This is a genomic window from Streptomyces sp. NPDC002690 (assembly GCF_053592415.1).
Genome location: NZ_JBSFVR010000019.1, coordinates 21,396 through 46,569 on the forward strand (window position 1 = coordinate 21,396; position 25,174 = coordinate 46,569).

Genomic DNA, 25,174 nt, shown 5'->3' on the forward strand with positions numbered 1-25,174 from the left:
CGCGAATAAATTTAAGCGCTTAGATTTCCACCACTTCGACATCCCAGGTGAACGACCGCGCAGAACGGCCGCGCAGAACGGCCGCAGGTCCTCGCACCCGGATCGTGTCCGCGAGTACCCATCCCGATTCCCCGCCGACCGGAGGTCTCTTTCGTGCCCCCCTTCTCCACCGACATCCTGGTCGCGGGCAGTTGGCGGCCCGGCACGGGCGAGCCCGTCGCCACCGTCGACCCGGCGACCGGACAGGTACTCGCCACCGTCGTCTCCGCGTCCGCCGCCGATGTGGCCGAGGCGGCCGAGGCCGCGGCGGTGGCGGTGGAGGACCCCGCCTGGCGGGACCTTCTCCCCCACGAGCGGGCCCGACTGCTGCACCGCATCGCGGAGTTGACCGAGGAAGCCGCGGGCGAGCTGTCCGCGATCCAGACGGCCGACACCGGTAAGACCCTCGCCGAGACGCGGGCCCTCGCCCTGAGCGCGGCCGGCACCTTCCGCTATCTGGCCGCCGTGCTGGAAACCGCCGAGGACGCGGTCACCCCGTCCCGGGGTGCGTACGTCACGGTGAGCACGCACGAGCCGATCGGTGTCGTGGCGGCGATCAACCCGTGGAACTCCCCCATCGCCAGCGACGCCCAGAAGATCGCCCCGGCGCTCGCCGCGGGCAACGCGGTACTGCTCAAGCCCGCGGGCTGGACCCCGCTGGTCTCCCTCGCACTCGGCCGCCTGATCACCCGGGCGCTGGAGGAGTCCGGTCTTCCCACCGCCCTCCTCTCGGTGCTGCCCGGCAGCGGCCGGGTGGTCGGGGACGCCGTCGTGAAGCACCCCCTGGTGGGCCGCATCGGGTTCACCGGAGGCACGGAGACCGGCCGGTCCATCGCGAAGGCCGCGGCCGAGAAGCTGATCCCGGTCTCCCTCGAACTCGGCGGCAAGTCGCCGACCGTGGTCCGCGCGGACGCCGACGTGGAACAGGCCCTCGCGGGCGTGCTCTTCGGGATCTTCTCGTCCAGCGGACAGTCCTGCATCGCCGGTTCGCGGCTCTTCGTCGCCCGGGAGATCTACGACTCCTTCCTCGGCGAACTGGTCGCCCGGGTCGAGAAGTTGCGGGTCGGCCCAGGAACGGACCCGCGCACCCAGGTCGGCCCGCTCGTGCACCGGCGGCACCGCGACTCCGTCGCCGCCTACGTCGACCTCGCCCGTTCCGAGGGCGCCCGGGTGCTCTGCGGCGGCTCGGCGCCCGACGGCGAGGAGTACGCGGGGGGTGCCTACTACCTCCCGACCGTGCTGGACGGGCTGGCGAACACCTCGCGCACCTGCCAGGAGGAGATCTTCGGCCCGGTGCTCGTCGCCCTGCCCTACGACGACGAGGACGACCTGGTCCGCCAGGCCAACGACTCGGTCTACGGGCTGGCCTGCGGGATCTGGACCCGCGACCACCGCGCCGCCGCGCGGATCGCCCGGCGCGTCCGGGCCGGCACCGTCTGGATCAACACGTACAAGCAGTTCAGCGCCGCCACCCCGTTCAGCGGCTGGAAGGACAGCGGCCTCGGTACGGAGAAGGGGCGCGACGCGATCCGCGCGTACCAGCGCCAGAAGTCCCTGTACTGGGGCACCTCCGAGCTCCCCCTCCCCTGGGCCCTCTGACGGCCGCCCACGCGCAGGCCCCGGCGCCACCCGCCCCACCTCCCCCCATGGAGACACCCATGCACCAGCCACCTCCCGGACCGGTCGCCCGGCTCCGCTCCCTGCGCTACGTCGAACTGCACACGCCCGCCTTCTCGGAGGCCGCCGACTTCTACGAGGAGGTCTGGGGCCTGGCGACCGTGGAGTCGGACACCGGTGCGCGCTGGCTGCGCGGCACGGGGGACGAACACCACGTCCTCCACCTGACCGAGCGGGACCGGGTCGGCCTCGGCCGCCTCGCGTTCGCGGTGGCCACCCCCGCCGAGGTCGACGAGGCGGCGCGCAGGCTCGAAGCGCGGTCCGTCGTCCCGGTGTCCGGGCCCGGTCCGCTGGACCAGGTGGGCGGCGGCTACGGGTTGCGCTTCACCGATCCCGAGGGGCGGCTGATCGAGATCAGCGCTCAGGTGCACGCGGTCACCCCGCGCGGCCGTGAGGAGGCCGTACCCGTCGGGGTGACGCACGCCGTGCTCAACACAACGGACATCGACGCGGCGGTGGCGTTCTACGTCGACGTGCTGGGGCTGCGGGTCTCCGACTGGTCGGAGCACCAGATGGCGTTCCTGCGCTGCAACGCGGACCACCACTGCATCGCGTTCAACCAGGCCGAGTGGACCTCGCTCAACCACGTGGCGTACGAGATGGGTTCGGTCGACCACTTCATGCGGGGCATCGGCCGGCTGCGCCACCACGGCATCACGCCGCAGTGGGGGCCCGGCCGCCACGGCCCGGGTGACAACACCTTCTCCTACTTCACCGACCCCTCCGGGCTGGTCTGCGAATACACCTCCGAGGTCGCCCAGATCGTCGAGGACGCGTGGATCGCCCGGGTGTGGCGGCGGGTCCCGGAGCTGTCCGACCTCTGGGGGACGGCCGGTGCGCCCTCGAAGGAGATCCGCTGCCACATGGCCGGATCACCCGACCCCGGCCCGCTCGCCCCCGTGGACGCCCGGCCGACGACCGACGTACCCGCATCGAAGGAGAACGCCGCATGAGTGCCGTACGCAGAGTGGGCCTGGTCGGCTGGGGTGCCATCGGCCGCGTGGTCGGCACCGCGCTCGCCGAAGGCCGGGTGGCGGGAGCCGAGTTGGTGTGCGTGGTCGACAACCGCCCGCTGGGCGAGGTCGCGCCCGCCCGCCAGGTCTCCCTGGAGGAGGCCCTGGAGCTGTGCGACCTGATCGTGGAGGCGGCGGGACAGGGTGTGGTCCGCGAGTGGGGCGAGCGCGTCCTCGCCTCCGGCACCGACCTGCTGGTCGCCTCCAGCGGGGCGCTGACCGACGAGGACCTGGCGAAGCGGCTGCTGAACACCGGGCCCGGCCGCGTGTACTTCACCGGGGGTGCGGTCGGCGGACTCGACCTGCTCCAGGCCGCGTGCTCGCTCGGTCCGCTGGACGAGGTCCGCCTCACCACCACCAAGCTGCCCTCCACCCTCGAACAGCCATGGATGGACGAGGAGTTGCTGACCCGGATGCGGACGGCGACGGGTCCGGTCGAGGTCATGTCCGGCACCGCGCGCGAGGTCCCGGTCAAATTCCCCAAGTCGACGAACGTGGCCGCCTCGGTCGCGCTGGCCGTCGGCGACCTGGACGCTGTGCGGGTCCAGGTCGTCGCCGATCCGGCGGCGCACCGCACCCGGCACCTGATCGAGGCGTCCGGCCCGCACGGCTCGTACCGCTTCGAGGTGGCGCACCGGCCCGACCCCGACAACCCGGCGACCAGCCAGGTCGTGCCGTACGCCGTGCTGCGTGGCCTGGCCGCGCTGGCCGGCCGCAGCGGGCAGATCCTGTGACCGCGCCCGTGACCGGCCGTACGGGCTCCGCGACCGCACCCGTCGCCGTCCACGTGGAGGAGGCCGGGGAGCGGGGGCCGCTGCTGCTCTGTCTGCACGGCATCGGCTCCTCGTCGGCGGCCTTCGCACCGCAGCTCGCCGAACTCTCCGCCCACGCCCGGGTGGTGGCCTGGGACGCGCCCGGGTACGCCGCTTCGCCCGACCCCGACGAGCCGTTCACCCTCGACGACTTCGCGGACACGGCGGCCGGGCTGGTCCGGGAGCGGGGCGGCAGCGCCCACGTCCTCGGCGTGTCCTGGGGCGGGGTGATCGCGCTGCGCCTCGCGACCCGCCATCCGGAGCTCGTGGCGTCCCTGATCGTCGCCGATTCGAGCGCCGGTTCCGGCACCGATCCGGCGAAGGCCGAAGGGATGCGCGCCAGGGCCGCCGATCTGGCGGAGCTGGGCCCGCGCGCCTTCGCCGAGGCCCGCGGCCCCCGCCTGGTCTCCCCCGACGCACCGGACGAGCTGGTCCGGCGGGTCGTGGACACCATGGCCGCATCGGTCCGGTTGCCCGGCTACGGCTACGCCGCCGAGTCGATGGCCTCGGCCGATCTGCGGGCCGGACTCCCCTCCGTCGCCGCGCCCACGCTGGTGCTCTGCGGCGACCAGGACCACGTCACCGGCGTCGAAGCGAGCCAGGTCATCGCCGGGGCCGTCCACCGAACCGCCTACGTGATCGTCAAGGACGCCGGTCACCTGGCCAACCAGGAGCAGCCCGGGCGCTTCAACGCCTGGGTGCTCGCCCACCTGCGGATCACCGCAGCCATCCCCGAGTAGGAGCTCTCACCATGCCTCTCACCACCACCGCGTACGACAACGGCGACGACCTCTCCGCGTACACCGACTCGCTCATCGCCTCGAAGGAGTCGCGCGTCGCCGACTTCGACACGCTGTCCTTCCAGGAGAAGGCCGGCCCGCAGTACCGGCGCGGTCAGATCCGTTACGTCGGCTCCGGCGCGACCGGCAACCACGAGGGCGACAGCCGCATCCTCCCGTCCGGCGGCTTCACCTTCTCCAACATGCTGCTGCCGCCGGGTGCCGAGGGCCCGGCCCACACCCACCACGACGTCGAGGAAGCCTTCTTCGTCCTGGAGGGCGAGGTCAAGGTCGGCATCCACCGGGGTCCGGACGAGGCGGAGTACCGCACCCTCGGCTACCGCGACATGATCGTCGTACCGGCCGGGGTGACCCGCTCGCTGAAGAACGAGGGCGACACGGACGCGCTGTTCTGCGTGGTCATCGGCACGCGGAAGCCGCAGGTGCCGTCGTACCCGGAGTACTCCCCGATGCACGGTGTCACCCGTGACTGACCGTTCCCCCGACGGCGTCCGCACGGTCGTCGTCACCGGTGCGGGCCGTGGGCTGGGACTGGCGATGGCCCGCCGGGCGGGCACCGACGGCTTCCGGGTCGTCGTCGCCGAGCTGGACGGGGAGCGGGGCGGGCGGGCGGTCGCCGCTCTGCGGTCGGAGGGGACCGACGCGCACTTCGTGCGCTGCGACGTCGCCGACCCCGCCTCGGTGGCATCCCTGGCCGAAGCGGTGCGCGAACTGGGGCCGCTGTACGGCCTGGTGAACAACGCGGCGCTCGCCAACGGGGTGGGCGGAAGAGAGTTCTGGGACATCGACGTCGAGGTGTGGGACCGGCTGATGACCGTCAACGCCCGCAGCCCGTGGCTGGTGTCCAAGGCGCTGTACCCGCTCTTCGGTCCGGTGGGCCGGATCGTCAACCTCGCCTCGGACGCGGCCCTCTACGGCTCGCCCCGGCTCGCCCACTACATCGCCTCCAAGGGCGCGGTCATCGCGCTCACCCGGGCCATGGCGCGGGAGCTGGGCGAGCGGGGCATCACCGTGAACGCGGTGGCCCCGGGGCTGACCGAGTGCGAGGCGACCGAGACGGTACCGGCCGAACGCCACGACCTCTACCGCCTGAACCGGGCCATCTCCCGGCCGCAGCAGCCCGACGACCTCACCGGGATCGTCTCCTTCCTGCTCGCCGAGGAGTCCCGCTATCTGACCGGCCAGGTGGTCGCCGTCAACGGCGGCTTCACCATGAACTGAACGAGTGGGAGCACGATTCATGGATCTGGGTCTCGCGGGGCGCACGTGTCTGGTCACCGGCGGCAGCTCGGGCGTCGGCCTGGCCACGGTCCGCGCCCTGCTCGACGAGGGCGCCGACGTGGCGGCCTGCGGCCGTGACGCCGAGCGGCTGGCCACCGCCGCCGCCGGTCTCGGTACCCGGCCCGGCCGACTGCTGACGGGCGTGTGCGACGTACGGGACGCCGAGGCGGTCCGGGGCTTCGTCCGGCGGGCCGCCGAGGAGTTCGGCGGCATCGACGGGCTGGTCAACAACGCCGGTCAGTCCCGGATGAAGGGGCTGGACGACTCGACGGCCGAGGACTGGCGGGACGAGCTGGAACTGAAGTTCGCCGGGGTGCTGCATCCGCTGCGGGCCGCCCGGCCTTACCTCGCCGCCTCGGACGCGGCGAGCGTCGTCAACATCAACGCGGTGCTCGCCAAGCAGCCGGAGACCCGGCTGATCACGACGAGCGCCGCCCGCGCCGGCATTCTCAACCTCTCCAAGTCGCTCTCCGTCGAGCTGGCCGCCGACGGCATCCGGGTCAACTCCGTGTGTCTCGGGCTCATCGACACCGGCCAGTGGACCCGCCGCCACGCGGCGTCCGGCACCGGCCGGTCCTACGAGGACTGGCAGGCGGAGCTGGCGGCCGACCGGGGTGTGGCGCTCGGCCGTCTCGGACGGGCCGAGGAAGTCGCCTACGCCGTGGTCGCGTTGCTCTCGCCGCGCGCTTCCTACATCACCGGCACCGCCATCGACGTCTGTGGCGGCGTCGGCCGTTCCATCCTCTGAGGAGACACCATGCGTCACGACAACGGAGGCGATCTCCTCGTCACCGTCCTGCGGGAACTCGGTATCGACACCGTCTTCGGCATCGTCAGCGTGCACAATCTGCCGCTGGTGGAGGCCGTCGACCGCGAACTGCGGTTCGTGCCCGTGCGGCACGAGGCGTCCGCCGTCAACGCGGCCGACGCCTACGGGCGGGCCCGGGGCTCGCTGGGCTGCGCCCTCACCTCTACCGGGACCGGTGCGGGCAACGCGGCCGGTTCGCTGATCGAGTCGCTCAGCGCGGGCAGTTCGGTGCTGCACGTCACCGGCCAGGTGGAGAGCGAGTTCCTGGGCAGTGGCCGGGGGTTCATCCACGAGACCAAGGACCAGCTCGGCATGCTGGACGCCGTCTCGGTGTACGCGGCGAGCGTGCCGGACACCGAACGGGCCGGCCTGATCCTGCGGGAGGCGGCGCGTGCGGCGCTGGCCTCGCCGGGCGGCCCGGCGAGCGTGGAGTGGCCGATCGACCTCCAGTACGCGGCGCAGAACGACGAGGCGCCCGAGCCGGTCGCGCCCGTTCTCCCCGCTCTGGTGGCGAGCGACGTGGCCGCCGCCGGAGCCCTTCTGTCCGCCGCCCGGCGCCCGTTGATCTGGGCCGGTGGCGGGGCGAACGGCGCCCGGGAGGAGCTGGCGCGGCTGCTGGAGGCGACCGGGGCCGGGCTGCTCACCTCCAATTCCGGCCGTGGCGCCGTCCCCGAGGACCACGCGCAGGTCATCGGCAACTTCGCCACCACCCCGGCGGTGCGGGCGCTGCTGGCCGACGCGGACCTGCTGGTCACCGTCGGTACGCACTTCCGGTCGAACGAGACCGCCGACTACACCCTGGAACTGCCCGCGTCCCACGTCCAGATCGATGTGGACGCCGCCGCGCACGGCCGGGTGTACCCCGCCGCCCACGCCCTGCACGCGGACGCCTCGGCGGCGCTGACCGCGCTGCTCGCGCACGCCCGGCCGGCCGAGGACGGCTGGACGGAACGCGTGGCGGCCGTCCGCACCGAGGTGCGGGCGAACCTGCGCGATTCCATCGGCCCGCAGGCGGCGATCTGCGACGCGATCCGCGCCGCGCTCCCCCGCGAGGCCGTGGTGGCCCGTGATGTCACCATCGCGTCGAGCAGTTGGGGCAACCGGCTGCTGGAGATGTACGACCCGCGCGACAACGTCTTCCCGCGCGGCGGCGGCATCGGCCAGGGGCTCGGCATGGGCATCGGCGCCGCGCTCGGCCGCCCGGACGCGCCGACCGTCGTGATCGCGGGCGACGGCGGGCTCGCCGTCCACCTCGGTGAACTCCTCACCCTCGCCCAGGAACGCCCGCCCCTCACCCTGATCGTCTTCAACGACGGCGGATACGGGGTGCTCCGCAACATGCAGGACCGGTACGGCGACCGGCGCTCCGGGGTGGACCTGGTGACCCCCGACTTCGAGCTGCTGGCGCGGGCCTGTGGGCTGCCGTACGCGCGGATCGCCGCCGAGGAGCACGCCGCTCCGGTGCTCGACCACGCCGTCGCCTCGGGCGGCCCGACGCTGGTCGAGGTCGACCTGGCGGCCCTCGGCCCGATGAAGAACCCGTTCACCCCGCCCGTGCGGATTCCGGGGCAGTAGTCCGTGTCCGCTGGATCCCGCCGCCAAAACCGCCGGTAAGGAGGCACCTGGCCATGAGCGAGAAGTCGCTGGAGCTGATCGTCCGCCGTATGACGTGGGAGGCCGAGGGCGTACTGTCCGTCGAACTCGCCGATCCGCACGGCAAACCCCTGCCCGCCTGGACGCCGGGCGCGCACCTCGACGTCCATGTCGGCGGCCAGGTGCGCCAGTACAGCCTGTGCGGGGACCCGGGCGTCCCGGACGTCTACCGGGTCGGCGTGCTCAACGAGCCTTCTTCCCGGGGCGGTTCGCGGTACGTGCACACCCAGCTGCGCCCGGGGCAGCTGGTCACCGTCTCCGAGCCGCGCAACCACTTCGCGCTGGAGGAGGCCGGCTCCTACGTGTTCGTCGCGGGCGGCATCGGCATCACCCCGCTGCTGGCGATGGCCCGGGAGGTGGCCCGGCGCGGGGTGCCGTGGCGGCTGGTCCACGGCGGCCGGAGCCGCGCCTCCATGGCGTTCACCTCGGAGCTGGACGCGCTCGCCGGGGACGTGACGCTCGTCCCGCAGGACGAGCGGGGCCACATCGACCTCGACGCCGCGCTCGCCGGGCTGCCCGAGGACGCCCTGGTGTACTCCTGCGGGCCCGAGCCGCTGCTCGCCGCCGTGGAGGCGCGCTGCCCCGAGGGGCAGCTTCGGCTGGAGCGGTTCGCCGCACCGGTCGTCGAACGCACCGGTGACGACGCCTCCTTCGAGGTGGAGTGCCGTACGTCGGGGGTGACCCTCACCGTCGGCGCGGGCACCTCCGTCCTCGAAGCCGCCGAGGAGGCCGGGCTGTCGGTGAACAGCTCCTGCCGCGACGGCATCTGCGGCTCCTGCGAGACCCGCGTCCTCGAAGGCACCCCGGACCACCGCGACTTCCTCCTCAGCGAGGCGGAACACGCCGCGAGCGCCACGATGATGATCTGCGTCTCCCGGTGCTCCTCCGGCCGCCTCGTCCTCGACCTGTGACACTCCCCCCGCGAATCCTGGAGGCACCCGTGCCCGACACCACGACCGACACCTGGCCGTACCTGGACGTCCACCAGTCCCGGACCCACGAACCGACCCCGTACGAGTACAAGCTCGCCGCGACCCTCGAAGAGGTCTTCACCAAGGAGGGCCACGAAATCGACGACGTGATACGCGGCCTGAATGCCCGTCAGGTGCATGCCGCCGACGGCACACCGTGGACCGAGGAGTCCTTCCGCGCCGAGATCACCCGACTGGGAGCCTGACCATGACGCTGTCGTCCTCCGCCACTGCGGACCACATCTACGCCACGGGGCTGCGCAACCAGTGGCACCCCGTCGTCCCCTCGCACTTCGTCGCCCCGGGCGCGATGCGCCGGGTGACCGCGCTCGGCGAGCAGTGGCTGCTGTTCCGCCGCTCGGACGGCCTCCTGTCGATGCTGGCCGACCGCTGCCCGCACCGGGGCGCACCGCTGTCCCTGGGCAAGCACCTCGGCGACCGGGTCGCCTGCTGGTACCACGGGGTGGAGGTGGCGGGCGACGGCACCGTGGCGTCCGTCCCCGGTCTGCCCGGGTGCGGCCTGGAGGGGAAGAAGCTGGTCGCCTCGCTGCCGGTACGGGAGGTGGCGGGCGCGGTCCTCGCGTACTTCGGCGACGAGGAGCACCCGGAGCTGCCGGAGCTGACGCTGCCCGAGCCGCTCACCGACGACGGGGTGTCGGCCTTCCTCTGCTACGCGGAGTGGGACGTGCCGTGGCGGTACGCCGTGGAGAACCTGCTCGACCCGATGCACGGAGCGTTCCTCCACCACGACTCGCACACCATGTTCGACGGGGACACCACGGCCAAGTTCCGCATTCGCGAGACCGATCGCGGTTACTTCTTCGAGAAGACGGACCAGCGGGGCGTCAACTTCGACTGGGTGGAGCTGTGCCGTACCGGTGTGGACTGGGTCGACCTGTCGATCCCGTACCCGCCGTCGGCGGGCCCCGGCGGTCCGTTCGGCATCGTCGGCATGGTCTGCCCGGTCGACGAGGGGCGTTCCGGTGTCTTCTTCTGGCGCTACCGGCGCGTCGAGGACTGGCAGCGGGCGTCCTGGCGGTTCCTCTACCGGACGCTGATCGAGAAGCGCCACTGGGAGGTGCTGGAGCAGGACCGGGTGATGCTGGAGGCGATGCCCGCCGACGCGGACCAGCGGGAGAACCTCTACCAGCACGACTTGGGCGTGGTGCGGCTGCGCCGGCTCTACCGGGCGGGGGCGGCGGCGCAGTCGACGGCCACGCCTTGAGGGCTGTCCGGCCGGCAGCCGGTACAGGGCTCCGGTCCGGCCGGAGCCCTGGTGGATACGGACGTCGCCCGGTCCGTTCGTACGCTCGGCGTATCACTTCTCCCGTGCGGGTGTGAAGGAGGCGGTCCCTTCGGACGGGGCTGAGCCCTCGGCCGGCCGGTGACGTCGGCACGGTGGAGTTGGCGCAGTGCGAGGAGGCCGCCGACGCCTGGGATGAGGGCAACGGCCTTGGTGGTGGTCGTGGCCGACGCCGACCGCCAGGTGGCGATCACGACGAACAGGTAGGCACAGCCATGGGCGGGGCCCATCAGGGAGGAGATGGGCCGGAGGTGGGCGGTGGCGAGGTTGGCCAGCATCACGATCAACGAGATGAGTTCGGTGTGCGCCGCGATGCGCAGGGGGCGACGGTGCACGGTCACGCTCCCGTGGTGGAGCCGGGGCGGACGATCATCAGCACGGTGACGGTTGCCCACAGCAGGTTGAACACGCCGGTGAGCATGGCGAGTCGGGCGGCCGGGGGCAGAGCGGGGCCGGGTCCCGATGCCTGCGTGGCGGTCAGGGCCTGGTCCTGGGCGGGCAGGATCAGCAGGCCCAGGACGACGGCCGCCGCGGTGGTCAGGACGATCGAGGTGATCAGCCATCCGTCACCGAGGACGCCGAGGCTGCCGGCCGTGGCGAGCCCGAAGACGGGAACCGCGATGCCGACGCCGGCGTAGACGCGGCAGATGCGGTGCAGGGTGCGCAGGCCCACGAGCGCCTCACGGTCGCCCGGCGCGCTGTGAGCGCGACGCAGCGCTCCGGGGAACATGCTCGCGGCGACCGTGACCGGTCCTATGGCCAGTACCGCCGCCAGGACGTGCAGGGAGAGGAGAAGTTTCGTCATGCTCGACGCTCCGCGGTCGCGGGGTCGGCAAGGCGGCGCCGGCCGGTGACCTTCGAGGACGGAAGGCGTCCGGCCCTGGAGGTGCCGGTCAGCGTGTCGCCGTCCACCGTGACCGCGAAGGCCAGGTTCAGGCGCAGGGGCTTGGTGATGGCCTGCTTCCAGGTGATCCGGTCACCTTCGAGGGTGATGTCCCTGAGCGGGACGATCTCGCCCGCTCCGTGGGCTGCCCCGGTCAGGACACCCTCCTGCCGGGCGAATTCGACCACGGCTTCGATCCTGCCGATGGGGGTGGAGACGGACAGGTCCCAGATGCCTTCTGCGGCCATGGTGCTGTTCTTCCTTACGCGTGCGGTGCGGTTGACGTGCGGTGCGGTTGAGGTGCGGGACGGCCCGTGCGGTCAGAGGCCGGCGGGCGCGAGGCCTTCGTTGCGCCAGACGGTGCCGCGGCGCTCGTAGGCGAACAGCTCTTCGACAGCGTGGGCGATCCGGGGGCCCACCGTGCGCTCCAGCAGGTACAGGCCCAGGTCGAGGCCCGAGGTGACGCCGGCCCCGGTGACGAGGTCACCGTCGTCGACGACGCGGGCGCCGACCGCGTGGACGCCGGTGGCGTCGAGCAGGTCCAGGCCCAGGTGGTGGGTGGTGGCGCAGCGGCCCTCCAGCAGGCCGGCCATGGCCAGGACGAGCGAGCCGCCGCACACCGCGCCGAGCGTCACCTCGGGGTTGTCCCTGGCCGCCTTCAGCAGTGCCGGCAGTTCGGTCGTCAGGGCGCGGCCCAGCAGTACGGGGATGAACTCGTCCTGCCACCCTTCCCCGGCCTCCGTCGCGCGTTCCTGCCGCCCTTCCCCGGCCTCCGTCGCGCGTTCCTGCCGCCCTTCCCCGGCCTCCGTCGCGCGTTCCTGCCGCCCTTCCCCGGCCGCAGCCTCGCGGTCGGGCACTTCGCCGGGCTCTCCCACGCGGCCCGAGGCGCCGGGGACCAGGATCAGGCCCGCGCGTGCGGGATCCAGGGCGGCAGTGGCGCGCAGCACCAGGCCCCCGGTGCCGCCGGCCACGTCCCGGGGTCCTTCCGCGGAGACCAGTTCCACGCTCACCGCGCCGTTGGAGGCGGTGCCGCCGGCGTACAGCACTTCGTAGGGGGCGACGACATCGAGCGGATCGAAGCCGTCGTACAGGACGATCTGGGCATGCATGGAGAAGTTCCTTCGCGGGCGGTCGGAATCCGGCCAGTGCCGGAGTCGCTCCCGACGCTAGTCCGGCGTCGACCCGCGCCCCAGTGGCGTGAGTGACACCTTTCAACGGGATAGCGCCATGACGCTGGGTAAGGCCCTGAACTGGCCAAACCACTGGACTCGGGGCACTGGGGCCGCGCGATGGCTACCGAGGGGCAGGTATCTTCTCGCCATGCACGTCATTGCCGTCCTCGCCCTGGACCAGGTGATCCCCTTCGATCTGTCCACGCCGATCGAGGTCTTCTCCCGCACCCGACTCCCGGACGGACGCCCCGGCTACCAGATCCGCGTCTGCGGCGAACGGCCGGAGATCGATGCCGGCGCTTTCACCGTGCGCGCGCCCTGGGGGCTGGAAGGTCTCGCGGCCGCGGACACGATCATCGTTCCCGGTACCGCCGACCTCTCGGCCCCGCTCGCTCCCGCCGTCCGCGACGCGCTGCGCGCGGCCGCCACGAACGGCACGCGCATCGCCTCCATCTGTTCGGGCACGTTCCCCCTGGCCGCCACCGGACTCCTCGACGGCCTGCGTGCCACCACCCACTGGGCCGCGGCCGGTCTCCTGGCCGCTGCCCACCCGGACATCGAGGTGGACCCGGACGTCCTGTACGTCGACAACGGTCAGATCCTCACCTCCGCCGGCGCCGCCGCGGGCCTGGACCTGTGCCTGCACATGATCCGCCGTGACTACGGCTCGGCCGTCGCCGCCGACGCGGCCCGACTGTCCGTCATGCCTCTGGAACGCGAGGGCGGGCAGGCGCAGTTCATCGTCCACGATCACGTGCCCGCCCCTCAGGGGTCGACGCTCGATCCGCTGCTCGACTGGTTGCGGGAGAACCTGGGCTCCGATCTCACCCTCGCCGACATCGCCGCAAGGGCCGGAACGAGCACCCGGACCCTGATACGGCGCTTCCGCGAACAGACCGGCACCACCCCGCTCCAGTGGATCCACCGCGCACGTGTCCGCCAGGCCCAGCATCTCCTGGAGACCACCCGCCATTCCGTCGAACGCATCGGTGTTCAGGTCGGGTTCGGCTCGCCCACCGCTTTCCGCGACCGGTTCAAGAAGACCACCGGCGTCAGCCCGCAGGCCTACCGCCGCGCCTTCAGCTGACGCGGCCCGCCTCGAAGCCGCGCCCGCGGGCGGCCCTTTCCCGGAGCAGGACCGGAAGCGGTCGGCGCTTCCGGTCCGACGGCCGCCCGCCCCGGCCGCCCGAGCAGGACGCCGGCGAGGATCAGCGCCATCCCGGCGAGCCGCCGGCCGGTGAGGCTCTCCGCCGCCAGGACCGTGCCGAGCAGGACGCCGGTGACCGGGTTGAGGAGGCCGACGAGGCCGACCGTGGCGGCGGGCAGAGCGCGCAGGGCCGCGAACCAGGCGAGGAACGCCAGCGCGGTGGCGACGACGGTGACGTACCCGAACGCGAGGAGCGCGCCCGCGTCCAGCGCCGGCGGTGCCCCCTCGTGCGCGAGCGCCGCCACCAGCAGGAGCACCCCGCCGAAGCAGAGCTGCCAGGCGGTGGTGGCGAGGACTCCGGCGCCGGAGTCCCAGCGCTGGGAGAGCACGTATCCGAGGGAGGAGACCAGCATGGCGGCGACGGACGCGATCAGCCCGCCGGTACCGCTGCCGCCCGTACGGCCCCACATCATCAGCACCACCCCGACGAGCCCGGTCGCGCCCGCCGCCAGATGGACGGGGCGGGGGCGCTGGGCGAGCAGGGCCCAGGCGGCCACGGTCATGACCAGCGGGGAGAGCGCCATCACCATCGACGCGGTGCTGGTGGCCAGCCGCTGTGCGGCGATGTAGACGAGCACGAAGAAGGCGCTGGTGTTCAGCAGCCCCAGTACGGCGGACCGCCACCACCAGGAACCCCGGGGGCGGGTCCGGGCGAGGAGCATCAGCAGGCATCCGGCGGGCAGGGCGCGCAGCGCGGCTCCCCAGAGCGGGTTTCCGGCGGGGAGGTAGTGACGGGTGACGTAGTAGGTGGTGCCCCAGGCCACCGGTGCCACCGCGGCGGTGGCGACCCATCGCACATTGGCTTCCATGGAAGGCATATTAGCTTCCCGGGAAGCTAATCATTAGGGTGGGGTCATGCAGCAGTCGCAGCCCCACGAGCACCAGGACCCGCCACCCGACCACGTGGCCCGCATCCAGGCCGCTTGGCGCCGCGAGCGGCCCGACCTCGACGTCGGGCCACAGGCCGTCATCGGCCGTCTGCACCGCCTCGCCGCCCTGCTCACCCGGGAGCTGTGCGTCGTGTACCAGCGGTACGGCCTGAGCGAGGGCGAGTTCGACGTCCTCGCGGCGCTGCGCCGGGCCGGTGCGCCCTACGAGCGGGCCCCCGGGGAGCTGGCCGCGCACACCATGGTGACCACCGGCGCGATGACCAAGCGGATCGATCGGCTGGAGCGGTCGGGCCTGGTGACCCGGCGCCGGGGGGACGGGGACGGCCGGGGCCGGGTCGTCGCGCTGACCGTGCCGGGGCGTGAACTCATCGACCGGGCCTTCACCGACCACATGCACAACGAGCGGCGCCTGCTCGCCGCGCTCCCCCCGGCGCGGGCCGAGGCGCTGGAAGGGCATCTGACCGCGTGGCTCGCCGCGCTGGAGGACCCGCGCGGGGACGGCCGGAGCTGAGGGAGCGGGTGGGTGGGGCGGCGCCTCACTCCTGGTGGGCCAGGCTCCGGACCACGTGGGTCATGTGCTGGACGTTGCCGACCCGCAGCCAGGTGGCGGCGTTGCCCGTACCCGGGCCGTCCGAGCCGGTGCGCACTGCGGGGTGGGTCAGCGAGCGCGCGCAGTCGCGCAGCCAACGCTCCCCCGAACTGGCCAGCGCGCCCCGGAAGCCGGGCAGCCGGAGGAGTTCGCGTGCGGCCTCGCGGTTGGTCCGCGCCCGGTCCGGGCCGCTGTGCACCACCTTCACCAGCGCGAAGGTGCGGTCCGTGGTGTAGCGCAGGTACCCCCAGTCCGGCCCTCCCCGCTGGTCCGGCCGGTACGGGCGGGCCAGGGCGGCGGCCCGCTGGACTCCGTAGTCCCCGAACCCGAGGGCGGGGAGCCGGCCGGCGAGGTTCCGCCGTATCTCGCGCCAGACCTCCCAGTCCCGGCGGGGTTCCTCCCGTACGCCCCGGTCCAGCATCTCGGCCGTCACCTGCGGGAATCCCCCGCCGATGGTGACGACGGAGCGCCAGTCGGCCAGCGGGACCAGGGCGTCGAGCGCGTGCAGCGCCTCCTTGTGGGCGCCGGGCCGGTCGGCGAGGACCGCTCCGAGGTCGATCAGCAGCTCGGCCTCCGCGACCCGGCGCACCCGCGCCACCAGCCGGCCGACCGCCTCGGTGAGCTCGTGGTCCCACTCGCCGGGGACCCGCACCCGGATACCGAGCGGCCGCCCGCACTCCACCGCCGCCGCCAGCGCCGCGTACTGCTGCGCGGCGGGCCGCAGCGGCCCCGTCACCGGCCGGAACGCGCCGAACCCGACGTATTCGGCGATCACTTCGGCCAGTACGGGGACCTGCGCGCCGTCGGCGTGCGGGGCGTCGAGCCACGCGGGCACCCGGGACTGGGCGCGGCTCACCTCCGCGATCTCCCTGCGGACGGCCGCGGCCAGTACCGTCCCCGACGCCCCGGGTCTGGGCGGCAGACTCCACAGCGGCGTGACCTCCCCCTGGATCGTGGCCCGCAGGTCGCGGTAGGCCGCGGCGGCGTGGCTGCGCACGGGCAGCACGGGAACGTACAGAAGCTTCGGCATGACGGCTCCCCTGTGGACGTGCCGACAGTGGGGCGGGACGCCTCGGCCGTCCTGGCGCACCCGCCAGGGAGGGGCCGCGGGACAGTCCTCGGGCACCGCCGGTGTGGTTCCCCTGCGGGAAGAGTCCTCGCGGTCCGGGAGCAGCGAAAGGGGGCCGAACCGGACGCTCTGGCCGAATCGAACAGATACGGGAGCGCGGTGCGGGGTGTACCGGGCCGTGCGGTGCGTGGACGGCTCGTCACGGTCCGGGGAGCCTGCGGTTCTCCCGTCGGCTCCCCGGACCGGCCGTCAGACCGACTCGGCCGCCGCGAGCAGGCGTTCGTCGCCTCCCGGGGCGGCCAGCAGGCAGAGGCCCACGGGCAGTCCGCCCACGCGGGCGCCGGGGACGGCGAGCGCGGGCAGGCCGCCCAGCCCCGCCAGGCAGGTCAGCGCGAGGAGGGCGTCGCGGTTCGCCGTGGAGGTGGCGGCGTGGGCCGGGGCGGGGGTGGGCGTGGCGGGAAGCGCGAGGACGGCACCGTCCAGGCGGTGGCCGAGCCACTGTGCGACGGCGGCGACGCGGGCGCGGGCGGCCTCCTCCCGGTCGCCGTCCACGTCCCTGGCGAGACGCAGCCGGGCGGTGACGTTCGGGCCGAACTCCGGGCGGGCCCGGCCCACCCACGGGCCGTGTGCCCGCCAGACCTCCGCGGCCTGCACCGTGGTGAAGGCCTCCTTCGCCTCGGCGTGGGAACACGGCGCGAGGTCGTCGAAGAGGGGGGCGCGGTCGATCGGCAGGTCCAGTCCGCGGACGAGGCGGCCCAGCGCGGGGGACAGCGCCGCGCGGACCGGTGCGTCCACCAGGGACCAGAGGTCGGCCGGTGCGAGCACCCGGCGCGGGGCGCGGGTGTCGGCTTCGGTGCCCGCCAGCAGCACGGCGGCGGCGTCACGCAGCAGGGGCAGGGTGCGGGTGAGGAGGCCCGGGGTGTCGAACGAGGGGGCGAGCGGGCTGATGCCGGTGCGGTCGGCGCGGGCGTACGTGGGCCGCAGCCCGTACAGGCCGCAGTAGGAGGCGGGAACCCGGATGGAACCGGCGGTGTCGGTGCCGAGTCCGATGTCGGCGAGCCCGCCGGCGACGGCTGCGGCAGAGCCGCTGGAGGAGCCTCCGCACAGGTGCCCCGGCGCGGCCGGGTTGGCGGGTGCGCCGTAGTGGGCGTTGGTGCCGCCGAGGCTGTAGGCCAGTTCGTCGGTGTGGACCTTGCCCGCCGCCACGGCTCCGGCGCCGACCAGCCGGGCGAGGCAGTCGGCGTGCCGGGGCGCGGGCGCGGCCTCGGCGAGCAGCAGGGGGTGTCCGTTGCCGGTGGGGGCGCCCGCGAGGTCGATGACGTCCTTCACGGCGATCCGGGCACCGGACAGGCCCTCGCCCGCGGCGGGTCGGGGCAGGTCGGGGACGGGCAGCCAGGGCACGTACGGGGAGATGAGCGGCAGCGGGGCGGGGCCCGCGGCGGGCACTGCGCCGACGGCGGTCATCGGGTCTTCCGGGTCGCGTGGGCGGTACCGGTCAGCAGGGGGTGGAGATCGGCCTTCGGCAGGCAGACGTGGGCGCCCTTCACTTGGTCGACGACCTGCGATATGCGGAGGTCGACCGCCGCGCTGAGGTAGGCCAGCGCCACCGCGCCGGGCAGGGCGCAGCGTTCCGAGAGGTAGGTGAGGGCCGACCTGGTGGCCTTGCGCACGGCCTCGTCGAGATCCTCGTCCAAGCCGGTGACCAGGTAGTGTTCGGCGGTTTCGGCGTACGGGCCGGCGAGCTTCGACGCGAGCCGCCGGGCGGGGGCGTCGCGGTGCAGGGTCAGCCGGACGGTGGCGCGCAGCGGGGCCTCGAAGGCGGTGAGGGCGACCTCCCCGTCGCCCTGGGAGAAGTGCGGGTCGCCCGCGTAGAACAGCGCCCCGGGCACCTGGACCGGCAGGAAGAGGCGTGCTCCTTCGCCCAGGAGACGTATGTCCAGGTTGCCGCCGTGCGCGCCGGGCGGGACCGAGTGGACGGGGGACTCCGTCGCGGGCGCGACGCCCATGATTCCGAGGAAGGGGGCGAGCGGGAAGCGGATGTCGCGCCCGTCGCCGACCGGGAGACGGCCGCGGCCGTCCCGGTCGACGTGGGCGACCAAGGACACGGAGGGTACCGGCAGGTCCGCCGGGTGGCCCGGGCCGGGGACCGGGTACTCGCCGGGCAGCGCGCCTCGCCCGTGCCGGTTGCTGATCACGCCGTAGTCGGTGCGGCGCCGCAGGCGGAGGACCTCGACCTCCAGTACGTCGCCGGGGAGCGCGCCGCTGATCGCGACCGGTCCGGTGACCACGTGGGGGCCCTGCGCCTCGGCGTCGAACGGAGCTTCGGACGCGGCGAGTTCGACGGCGTCGCGGAGTACGTGCCGTGCGTGGATGCCCGCTTCGGCGAAGAACTTCACCGGGTCGCGCCCCTGGTCCGGCAGGATGCCCTCGTGGCTCGTCGTGTCGAGGCACACGGTGGTGCCGGATTCGACGGTGAGCACGGGACTCGACGCGGCGTTGGGGAGCAACCCCCAGGCAGTCGTGCCGCGTTCCGCCGCGAGGTAGGCCGAACCTTCGATCGCGCCGTCGTGGGGCTGAAGTACGCTCATGCCGCTGACCTTTGCATACAACCGTTACAGGCCGGTTAACCCCCTTGTGGGCCGGCCGAATCCTGAGAGGCGGAGCGATGGCCGAACTCGGCGCGGTGCGGAGGCGGGACACGGGGCAAGCGGTGTGCGACGCCCTCCGGAACGACGTGATCACACGGGTGTTCACGCCCGGGGACCGCCTCACCGAGGAGCGGCTGGCGGCGCGCTACCGGGTCTCCCGCATCCCCGTCCGTGAGGCTCTGCGCACCCTGGAATCCGAGGGGTTCGTGCACTCACGGCCCTACGGGGGCACGTTCGTGGCCGAGTTGAGCGATGAGGAGGCCGAGGACCTGCTGGGCATCCGCCTGCTCATCGAGCCGTTCGGTGCCGAACGGGCCGCCACCCGCCGCACCGCGGTGCATCTCGCCACGCTCGAACTCTTGCTGGCCGAGGCCCGGCAGATACTGGAGGCGGGTTCGTCGGCCGGGCTCGCGGTGCTCAACACCCGCTTCCACCAGGTCCTCGCGGAGGCGTCGGGCAGCCCGACCATGGCGGCGCTCGTCGCCCAGCTCGGATACAAGATCTCGTGGGTGTATTCAGTCGAACTCCCGCGGCGGGCACCGGATTCCTGGGCGGAGCACGAGTCCATCGTCGAGGCGTTGCGCGAGCGCGATCCGGTGGCCGCCCGCGAGCGGGTGGCTGACCACATCCGGCGGGCTCAGGCCGCGTACCGGCTGCGCGGGAAGCGCTGAGCCGCCCCCCGGTGCGCACCCCCGGACCGTCCCGGACGGGCGCACCGGCGGCGAGGTGCCGGAAACAGCGGCGTCACGCGCGACGCCCAAGGCCGTAACCCCGCGTCTGTATACACCTTCTGGACGTCGTCGTGACGTCGGCTCCGCTCCGGATATCCGGGCCGTCGGAAGGGGACTCCCGTGTACGACCTCGTACTGCGCCGCGCACTGATCACCGAAGGACGCCCACCGGTGGACATCACCGTCTCCGGCGGCACGATCGCCGCGGTGGGCGTGGCCCTGCCCGCGGCACCGTCCCGGGAGAGCGTCGACTGCGACGGGCTCGTGGTCGTACCTGGGCTGATCGAACCCCATATGCATCTGGACAAAGCCCTGTTGGACAGCGTGAGCTCCAATCCGGAGGGAACGCTGGCGGGTGCCATCGAGGTCACCGGCAGGCTGAAGCGCGGGTTCACGCACGCGTCGGTCCGCTCCCGCGCGCTCCAGGTGCTCCGCTGGGCCGTGGCCCACGGCACCACGCTGGTCCGCGCCCATCCGGACGTCGATCCGATCGGAGGTCTGACCGGGCTCGATGTGATGCTCGAACTGCGTGAGAGTCAAAGCCACTTGATCGACCTCCAGGTCGTCGCCTTTCCGCAGGAGGGAATCGAGCGGGCACCGGGCACGTACGCCCTGCTGAGGGAAGCCCTGAAGCGCGGGGCGGACGTGATCGGCGGGTGTGCATACAACGAGGCCGACATCGACGCCTGCCGTCGTCACATCGACACCGTGCTCGGCCTCGCCGTCGAGTTCGGGGTTCCGGCGGATCTGCACGCCGACTTCGCCGACGACACGTCCGACGGTCGCTTCGCGCTGGCCGGGGCGATCGCCGAGGCGACCCGGCAGCACGGCCTCGGCGGCCGGGTGACGCTCGGCCATGTGACCTCGCTGGCCTCGTGCCCGCCCGCCGAGCGGGCCGAGGTGGTCGCGCTCCTCGCGGACGCCGGCGTCGCGGTCGTCGCGCTGCCCGCGACCGATCTGCACATGGGAGGGCGCCACGACGACCGTGCCGTGCGACGCGGGGTGACCCCGGTGCGCGAGCTGCTCGACGGCGGGGTGGTCACCGCGTACTCCTCCAACAACGTCCGCAACGCCTTCACCCCGTTCGGGAACGCCGACATGCTCGACATCGGTCTGCTGCTCGCCCAGACCTGCCACATGGGCGGCGCGGCCGACACCGCGCGCATCCTGCGCATGGCGACCACGGAGGCCGCTCGCGTCACCGGGGTCCTGGACGGTTACGGAATCCGGCCCGGCGCCCGCGCCGACCTGGTGGTCCTCGGCACGCGGCGCCACGCGGACGTGCTGACCGACCGGCCGGACCGCCGCTGGGTGATCAAGCGCGGCCGGATCGTGGCCCGCACCGTCCGGACGACGGAGCTCCTCGACGCCCCGCCCGTCTCCGGCGCCCCCGCCGGACGGGACCTCTCCCGGACGGTCCAGGTGGCCTGAGGCTCGCCCGCCCCACACCGACCGGACCGCATGCCGGTCGCCCCGCACACCCGTCCGCCCGCGCTTCTCTCCGGCCGGCCACCCCACCGCCCGACCGCCGCACCGGTCCCCGACGACCGCGCGGCCCGCCCGCCGCACCGGTCCCCGACGACCGCGCGGCCCGTCCGCCGTATCCGGTCGCGGGTCTCCGCCGGGCACGTGGCCACGCTCACCGCGCACGTGGCCACGCACTCCCCATGCCACCGCCCCCATGTCAGGAGCACGCCATGCGTGAACGCATACCGCACGAGATCACCGCGTCCGTCCTCGCCGCGACCACCGCCTTCGTCGGCGGGACCGCCCTGAACCTTCCGCCGTGGGCCGTCTTCATCTCCTGGGCGGGCCTGCACCTGATGGGCGGACCGAGCCTCGCCAACGCCACCCGCCTCTGGGCGACCATGCCGGTCGGTTCCGCCTTCGCCCTGGTCATCGTCGTCTGCGACCAGCACCTCGCCCCGCACGTCGGCGGAGGCCGGACGGCACAGAACGCGCTGCTCGGCGCGATCATCCTGGTGGTCAACACCGCACTGATGTACGCGGGACGCCTTCGTGCGGTCTCGCTCGTCCCCGGCATGTTCCTCGGCTTCGCCTCCTTCTTCGCCACCTACTTCGGCGGCTTCGGCTACGACCGGGGCAACGTCTGGGCGGCCTGGATCAGCGTCGTCGCGATGAACGCGCTCGGCCCCGTCTACGCGTTCCTGGCGGACCGGGCGACCCTCTCGCGCACCCCGGCCCCGGTCGCCACCGCACCGCTCGCCCCGGCGGCCGAGGCCCACTGACCGCGGCGCATCCCGCCGCCGCCCGCGTCTCTCCGTGTCCGACACCCGCCCCCCGACGGGCTGACCGCCCCGGCTCCGGCCCACCACCGCGCCACGTGCCGCCACCTCTCCCCGTACCACCGAAGGGACACCGCATGACCACCCGAGCACCCGTCACCACCGCTTCCCCGGCCGGCCGTGAACACCACACCGGCCGTGAACACCACACCGGCGGTGAACACCACACCGGCGGTGAGGAGTACGAGCACGGCGCCGTTCCGGCACACGCGAGGAAGGGCCTGCTCTCCGTGGCCGGGGTGTGGGCCGGGTTCCCCATGTGCCTGGGCAACGCCGTGTTCGGCGGCCTGATCGTCTACAACCTCGGTCTGCAGAAGGGCTTCTGGGCGATCCTCACCGGGAACCTCCTCCTCTTCGCCTACGTGGGCGCGCTGAGCCACCACGCGGGCAGGACCGGTCGCAGCTTCGCCCAGCAGGCCGCCGCGGTCTTCGGCCCGCGCGGCCGGGCGGTGGTCTCCGGCTTCCTCGCCACCGTCGTCATCGGCTGGTTCTCCTACCAGGTGGGTCTCACCGGCACGACCCTGCACCAGGTGCTCGGCTGGGCTCCCGTGTGGGGCGCGCTCCTCGGGGCCGCTGTCTACGTCGGACTGACAGCGGCGGGTATCCGCGCCCTGTCCGCCGTGGGCCTGCTGGGCGTCCCGCTCTTCCTCGTCACGGCGGCACTCGCCTTCTGGTACGCGGCGCAGGACGGCGCGAGCGTCTCCCAGGCGCTCGCCTTCGAGGGCCACGGCCACGGGATCACCTTCTGGTCCGCCGTGGGCATCGTCGTCGCGGGCTTCGTCGACTCCGGCACCATGACCGCCGACTTCACCCGTTGGAGCAGGGACGGCCGTTCCGCCGTGTGGGCCACCGCCTCGGCGTTCCCTCTGACCAACACCGTCGCCTACCTGGTCGGCGGCGCGGTCGTCGCGACAGGGAGCGCCGCCGCACCCGAGTCCGACGGCGGCTCCTACCTCGGGCTGCTCGCCGGGCACGGCGCCTGGATCACCGCCCTGGCCGTCCTCTTCACCCTCACCAACCTCGGCTCGGTCGCGGCCCACTGCCTCTACAACGCCGCGATGGGCTGGGCGGGCGCGACGCCCCTGCGGATGCGCCCGCTCGTGGTAGTACTCGGCGCGCTCGGTTCGGTCGTGGCGCTGGCCGGGGTGTGGAGCTCCATCGTCAGCTGGCTCCAGCTCCTCGGGATTCTCGTCCCGCCGATCGGCGCCGTACTGATCGTGCGGCAGGCGGCGGACCGGCCCCGGCGGCGGGCGGGCACGGACGCGGTCGCCGGCGGTTGTGCCGGGGTCCGCGCCAACGGGTTCGCCATGCCCGCCCTGGCCGCCTGGGCGGCCGGAGCGGCTGCCGCGTGGGTCCTGCACCGGATGTACCCGGGGTCCGTGGACGCCGTGCTGGGCTTCACGGTCGCGGCGCTGGTGTACGGGGGCCACCTCGGGTGGACCGGACGCCGCACGGGGGCCGCCGCGGGCGCCCCGGACCGTGCAGCCGTCCACGGTGAGCCGGAGGTCGCGGCGGCGCCGGTCGACCCCGCGCACGTCTGAGACCGCCACCGGACCACCACCCCCGACCTCCCAGCTCCCGACCTCCCCGACCTCCCCGACCGGACCGGAAAGGCCCAGGCTCCGACATGACCCCCGAAGAGCGCGACGAACTCTGTTTCCTTCCGGCCACCGAGGTCGTGTCGGCGGTCGCCGCCCGCAGGCTCTCGCCCGTCGAGCTGGTGGACGCCGTGCTGGACCGCCTGGCGGAGATCAACCCGCTGGTCGGTGCGTTCTGCACCCCTGCCCCGGAGCGGGCCCGCGCGGCAGCGGCCCTGCTGGCGGACCGGCTGGTCCGCGGTGAGCGGCCCGGCCCGCTGGCCGGGGTGCCGCTGGGGGTGAAGGATCTGATCTCCACGGCGGGACTGCTCACCACTTTCGGGTCGCCGCTCTACCGCGACCACGTGCCGGATCAGGACGACATCGTCGTCGAACGTGCCACCGGTGCCGGAGCGGTGGTGCTGGGCAAGACCAACACCACGGAGTTCGGCTACAGTCCGGCCGGCCACAACCCGATCTTTCCTCCCAGCCGCAATCCGTGGAACACCGGGCTCACCCCGGGCGGTTCGAGTGCCGGGTCGGCGGCGGCGGTGGCCGCCGGCCTCGGGCCGGTGGCTTTCGGCAGCGACGGCGGCTGCTCACTGCGGGTACCGGCGGCCTTCAGCGAACTCGTGGGCTTCAAACCGTCGATGGGCCGGGTACCCGTCTGGCCCGGCTGCCGCGACGAACTCCTGCCGGGCGCCTCGGGCTGGGAGAGCATCGAGCACCTCGGTGTCCTGACCCGTACCGTCGCCGACACCGCTCTGATGCTTTCCGTGCTCGCCGGCCCCGACCCGCGTGACCGGCACTCCATCCCCTGCCACGACGTGGACTGGCTGTCCGCCGTCAGCCACGGCACCCAGGAGGGGTGCGCGGGGCTGCGGGTCGCCTACAGCGCGGATCTCGGCTACCTGCCGGTGGACCCGGCTGTGCGTGCCGTGACCGACGAGGCGGTGTCCGTCTTCCGCGGTCTCGGCTGCGTCGTGGAGGAGGTCGATCCGGGCTGGAGCGACCCCGCCCAGGCGTTCCAGGCTCTCATCACCGCTGAGACCGACCTGACGGGGATGCGCCGCCTCGTCGCCGAGCACGGTCCCGCGATGTCCCCGCACCTGGTGTCCTGGATGACACGGGAGTGGACCGCGCGGGAGCTGACGGACGCCAACATCGCGCGCAAGGCGCTGACCAACCGGATGGCCGCGCTGATGGCGGACTACGACCTCCTGATCACCCCCACGGCGGCCGTACCGCCCTTCGCCGTCGGTGTGCACGGGCCGGAGACCATCGCGGGGCGCACGGTCGCCGACACCGCCTGGATCGGCTTCAATTACCCGGCCTCACTCACCGGTGCGCCCGCGGTGAGCGTCCCCGCCGGTCGCACTCCGGACGATCTGCCCGTGGGGCTCCAGCTCATCGGGCGCCACCTCGCCGACGGGACCGTCCTCCGGGCCGCGGCGGCCTACGAGAGGGCGCGCCCCTGGGCCCACCGCCGCCCTCGGCTCCTCGGAAGCGGCGACGGCGCCCGGAGGTCCGGCGTCGCGGTGACCTGAACGCGCCGGTACGCCCGGTACCGCGCTACGGCGCGGAGTCGTCGTCGGACGCCGCACGGCGGGGGTCCCGTCGACGTCCCGTTCCACCCGCGCGCCCCACGTCCCGCGAAGCAGTACCTCACCTTCGTGAGCGGCGGCCCACTCCAGTACGCCGTCGCCGAGGCGCTGGCCCTCCCCGACGTCTTCTTCACCGGCTTC

26 protein-coding genes are annotated in these 25,174 nt (G+C 73.4%); 18 read left to right on the plus strand and 8 right to left on the minus strand.

Going from position 1 to position 25,174, the window contains the following annotated elements:
• Nucleotides 1–174: 174 nt before the first annotated feature.
• Genes ACWD3D_RS04890 through ACWD3D_RS04940 form a run of 11 tightly spaced genes read left to right on the plus strand, consistent with a single transcriptional unit; the run spans nt 175 to nt 10,279 of the window.
• On the plus strand, nt 175–1,638 hold the full coding sequence (locus ACWD3D_RS04890) for an aldehyde dehydrogenase family protein (RefSeq protein ID WP_451459526.1): 1,464 nt from the start codon (nt 175–177) through the stop codon (nt 1,636–1,638).
• Nucleotides 1,639–1,697: 59 nt separating this feature from the next.
• Entirely contained in the window at nt 1,698–2,669 is a 972-nt protein-coding gene (locus ACWD3D_RS04895) for a VOC family protein (RefSeq protein ID WP_451459501.1), read from the plus strand.
• Nucleotides 2,666–3,463 (plus strand): aspartate dehydrogenase domain-containing protein, encoded by a 798-nt coding sequence (locus ACWD3D_RS04900; RefSeq protein ID WP_451459502.1) that lies wholly within the window; start codon nt 2,666–2,668, stop codon nt 3,461–3,463. The genes ACWD3D_RS04895 and ACWD3D_RS04900 overlap by 4 nt, the downstream gene beginning before the upstream one ends.
• The gene (locus ACWD3D_RS04905) at nt 3,460–4,281 is read left to right on the plus strand and encodes an alpha/beta fold hydrolase (RefSeq protein WP_451459503.1); all 822 of its coding nucleotides are present in this window, start codon (nt 3,460–3,462) and stop codon (nt 4,279–4,281) included. Before ACWD3D_RS04900 ends, ACWD3D_RS04905 begins: the two co-directional genes overlap by 4 nt.
• An 11-nt stretch (nt 4,282–4,292) precedes the next feature.
• Entirely contained in the window at nt 4,293–4,814 is a 522-nt protein-coding gene (locus ACWD3D_RS04910; protein WP_451459504.1) for a cupin domain-containing protein, read from the plus strand.
• Nucleotides 4,807–5,562: an SDR family oxidoreductase gene (locus tag ACWD3D_RS04915; protein ID WP_451459505.1), complete on the plus strand. Its 756-nt coding sequence runs from the start codon at nt 4,807–4,809 to the stop codon at nt 5,560–5,562. Before ACWD3D_RS04910 ends, ACWD3D_RS04915 begins: the two co-directional genes overlap by 8 nt.
• A gap of 19 nt (nt 5,563–5,581) precedes the next feature.
• Nucleotides 5,582–6,370: an SDR family oxidoreductase gene (locus ACWD3D_RS04920; protein WP_451459506.1), complete on the plus strand. Its 789-nt coding sequence runs from the start codon at nt 5,582–5,584 to the stop codon at nt 6,368–6,370.
• 9 nt (nt 6,371–6,379) lie between these two features.
• A complete protein-coding gene (locus ACWD3D_RS04925) occupies nt 6,380–8,005 on the plus strand; it encodes a thiamine pyrophosphate-binding protein (RefSeq protein ID WP_451459507.1) in 1,626 nt (541 codons plus the stop codon).
• 53 nt (nt 8,006–8,058) lie between these two features.
• Complete coding sequence (locus tag ACWD3D_RS04930; protein WP_451459508.1) at nt 8,059–8,994, plus strand: PDR/VanB family oxidoreductase; 936 nt, start codon at nt 8,059–8,061, stop codon at nt 8,992–8,994.
• Between the two features lie 29 nt (nt 8,995–9,023).
• Nucleotides 9,024–9,260 (plus strand): recombinase-like helix-turn-helix domain-containing protein, encoded by a 237-nt coding sequence (locus ACWD3D_RS04935; RefSeq protein WP_451459509.1) that lies wholly within the window; start codon nt 9,024–9,026, stop codon nt 9,258–9,260.
• Nucleotides 9,261–9,262: 2 nt separating this feature from the next.
• Nucleotides 9,263–10,279, plus strand: a complete 1,017-nt coding sequence (locus tag ACWD3D_RS04940; protein WP_451459510.1) for a Rieske 2Fe-2S domain-containing protein — start codon at nt 9,263–9,265, stop codon at nt 10,277–10,279.
• Here the strand turns inward: ACWD3D_RS04940 and ACWD3D_RS04945 are convergent.
• The 4 genes from ACWD3D_RS04945 to ACWD3D_RS04960 form a co-directional block, all read right to left on the minus strand.
• Nucleotides 10,237–10,698 carry a hypothetical protein gene (locus tag ACWD3D_RS04945; protein ID WP_451459511.1) on the minus strand — a complete coding sequence of 154 codons (462 nt, stop codon included), beginning with the start codon at nt 10,696–10,698 and terminating at the stop codon, nt 10,237–10,239. The two genes, ACWD3D_RS04940 and ACWD3D_RS04945, sit on opposite strands and share 43 nt — an antisense overlap.
• Entirely contained in the window at nt 10,695–11,162 is a 468-nt protein-coding gene (locus tag ACWD3D_RS04950; RefSeq protein ID WP_451459512.1) for a hypothetical protein, read from the minus strand. Before ACWD3D_RS04950 ends, ACWD3D_RS04945 begins: the two co-directional genes overlap by 4 nt.
• A complete protein-coding gene (locus tag ACWD3D_RS04955) occupies nt 11,159–11,488 on the minus strand; it encodes a hypothetical protein (RefSeq protein WP_451459513.1) in 330 nt (109 codons plus the stop codon). Before ACWD3D_RS04955 ends, ACWD3D_RS04950 begins: the two co-directional genes overlap by 4 nt.
• Nucleotides 11,489–11,560: 72 nt before the next feature.
• Nucleotides 11,561–12,349, minus strand: coding sequence for a DJ-1/PfpI family protein (locus ACWD3D_RS04960; RefSeq protein WP_451459514.1), 789 nt, complete (start codon nt 12,347–12,349; stop codon nt 11,561–11,563).
• Nucleotides 12,350–12,560: 211 nt separating this feature from the next.
• Between ACWD3D_RS04960 and ACWD3D_RS04965 the strand changes: the two genes are divergently transcribed.
• On the plus strand, nt 12,561–13,499 hold the full coding sequence (locus tag ACWD3D_RS04965) for a GlxA family transcriptional regulator (RefSeq protein ID WP_451459515.1): 939 nt from the start codon (nt 12,561–12,563) through the stop codon (nt 13,497–13,499).
• Here the strand turns inward: ACWD3D_RS04965 and ACWD3D_RS04970 are convergent.
• Nucleotides 13,478–14,428, minus strand: coding sequence for a DMT family transporter (locus ACWD3D_RS04970; protein WP_451459516.1), 951 nt, complete (start codon nt 14,426–14,428; stop codon nt 13,478–13,480). The two genes, ACWD3D_RS04965 and ACWD3D_RS04970, sit on opposite strands and share 22 nt — an antisense overlap.
• Before the next feature lie 46 nt (nt 14,429–14,474).
• Here ACWD3D_RS04970 and ACWD3D_RS04975 point away from each other — a divergent pair, with 46 nt between their 5' ends.
• Nucleotides 14,475–15,020, plus strand: coding sequence for a MarR family winged helix-turn-helix transcriptional regulator (locus tag ACWD3D_RS04975; RefSeq protein ID WP_451459517.1), 546 nt, complete (start codon nt 14,475–14,477; stop codon nt 15,018–15,020).
• 25 nt (nt 15,021–15,045) lie between these two features.
• Here the strand turns inward: ACWD3D_RS04975 and ACWD3D_RS04980 are convergent, their stop codons facing one another.
• From ACWD3D_RS04980 to ACWD3D_RS04990, 3 genes are all read right to left on the minus strand, one after another.
• Nucleotides 15,046–16,128, minus strand: a complete 1,083-nt coding sequence (locus tag ACWD3D_RS04980; RefSeq protein ID WP_451459518.1) for a beta family protein — start codon at nt 16,126–16,128, stop codon at nt 15,046–15,048.
• 288 nt (nt 16,129–16,416) lie between these two features.
• Nucleotides 16,417–17,631, minus strand: coding sequence for an amidase family protein (locus tag ACWD3D_RS04985; RefSeq protein WP_451459519.1), 1,215 nt, complete (start codon nt 17,629–17,631; stop codon nt 16,417–16,419).
• Nucleotides 17,628–18,755 carry an acetamidase/formamidase family protein gene (locus tag ACWD3D_RS04990; protein WP_451459520.1) on the minus strand — a complete coding sequence of 376 codons (1,128 nt, stop codon included), beginning with the start codon at nt 18,753–18,755 and terminating at the stop codon, nt 17,628–17,630. The genes ACWD3D_RS04985 and ACWD3D_RS04990 overlap by 4 nt, the downstream gene beginning before the upstream one ends.
• Before the next feature lie 146 nt (nt 18,756–18,901).
• Here ACWD3D_RS04990 and ACWD3D_RS04995 point away from each other — a divergent pair, with 146 nt between their 5' ends.
• The 5 genes from ACWD3D_RS04995 to ACWD3D_RS05015 all read left to right on the plus strand — a co-directional run bounded on the left by ACWD3D_RS04995 (nt 18,902) and on the right by ACWD3D_RS05015 (nt 24,976).
• Entirely contained in the window at nt 18,902–19,486 is a 585-nt protein-coding gene (locus ACWD3D_RS04995) for a GntR family transcriptional regulator (RefSeq protein WP_451459521.1), read from the plus strand.
• Nucleotides 19,487–19,666: 180 nt separating this feature from the next.
• Complete coding sequence (locus tag ACWD3D_RS05000) at nt 19,667–20,977, plus strand: amidohydrolase family protein (protein WP_451459522.1); 1,311 nt, start codon at nt 19,667–19,669, stop codon at nt 20,975–20,977.
• 266 nt (nt 20,978–21,243) lie between these two features.
• Nucleotides 21,244–21,795 (plus strand): DUF1097 domain-containing protein, encoded by a 552-nt coding sequence (locus ACWD3D_RS05005; protein ID WP_451459523.1) that lies wholly within the window; start codon nt 21,244–21,246, stop codon nt 21,793–21,795.
• A 134-nt stretch (nt 21,796–21,929) separates the two neighbouring features.
• A complete protein-coding gene (locus ACWD3D_RS05010; protein ID WP_451459524.1) occupies nt 21,930–23,393 on the plus strand; it encodes a purine-cytosine permease family protein in 1,464 nt (487 codons plus the stop codon).
• Nucleotides 23,394–23,479: 86 nt separating this feature from the next.
• The gene (locus ACWD3D_RS05015; RefSeq protein WP_451459525.1) at nt 23,480–24,976 is read left to right on the plus strand and encodes an amidase; all 1,497 of its coding nucleotides are present in this window, start codon (nt 23,480–23,482) and stop codon (nt 24,974–24,976) included.
• Nucleotides 24,977–25,174: the final 198 nt, after the last annotated feature.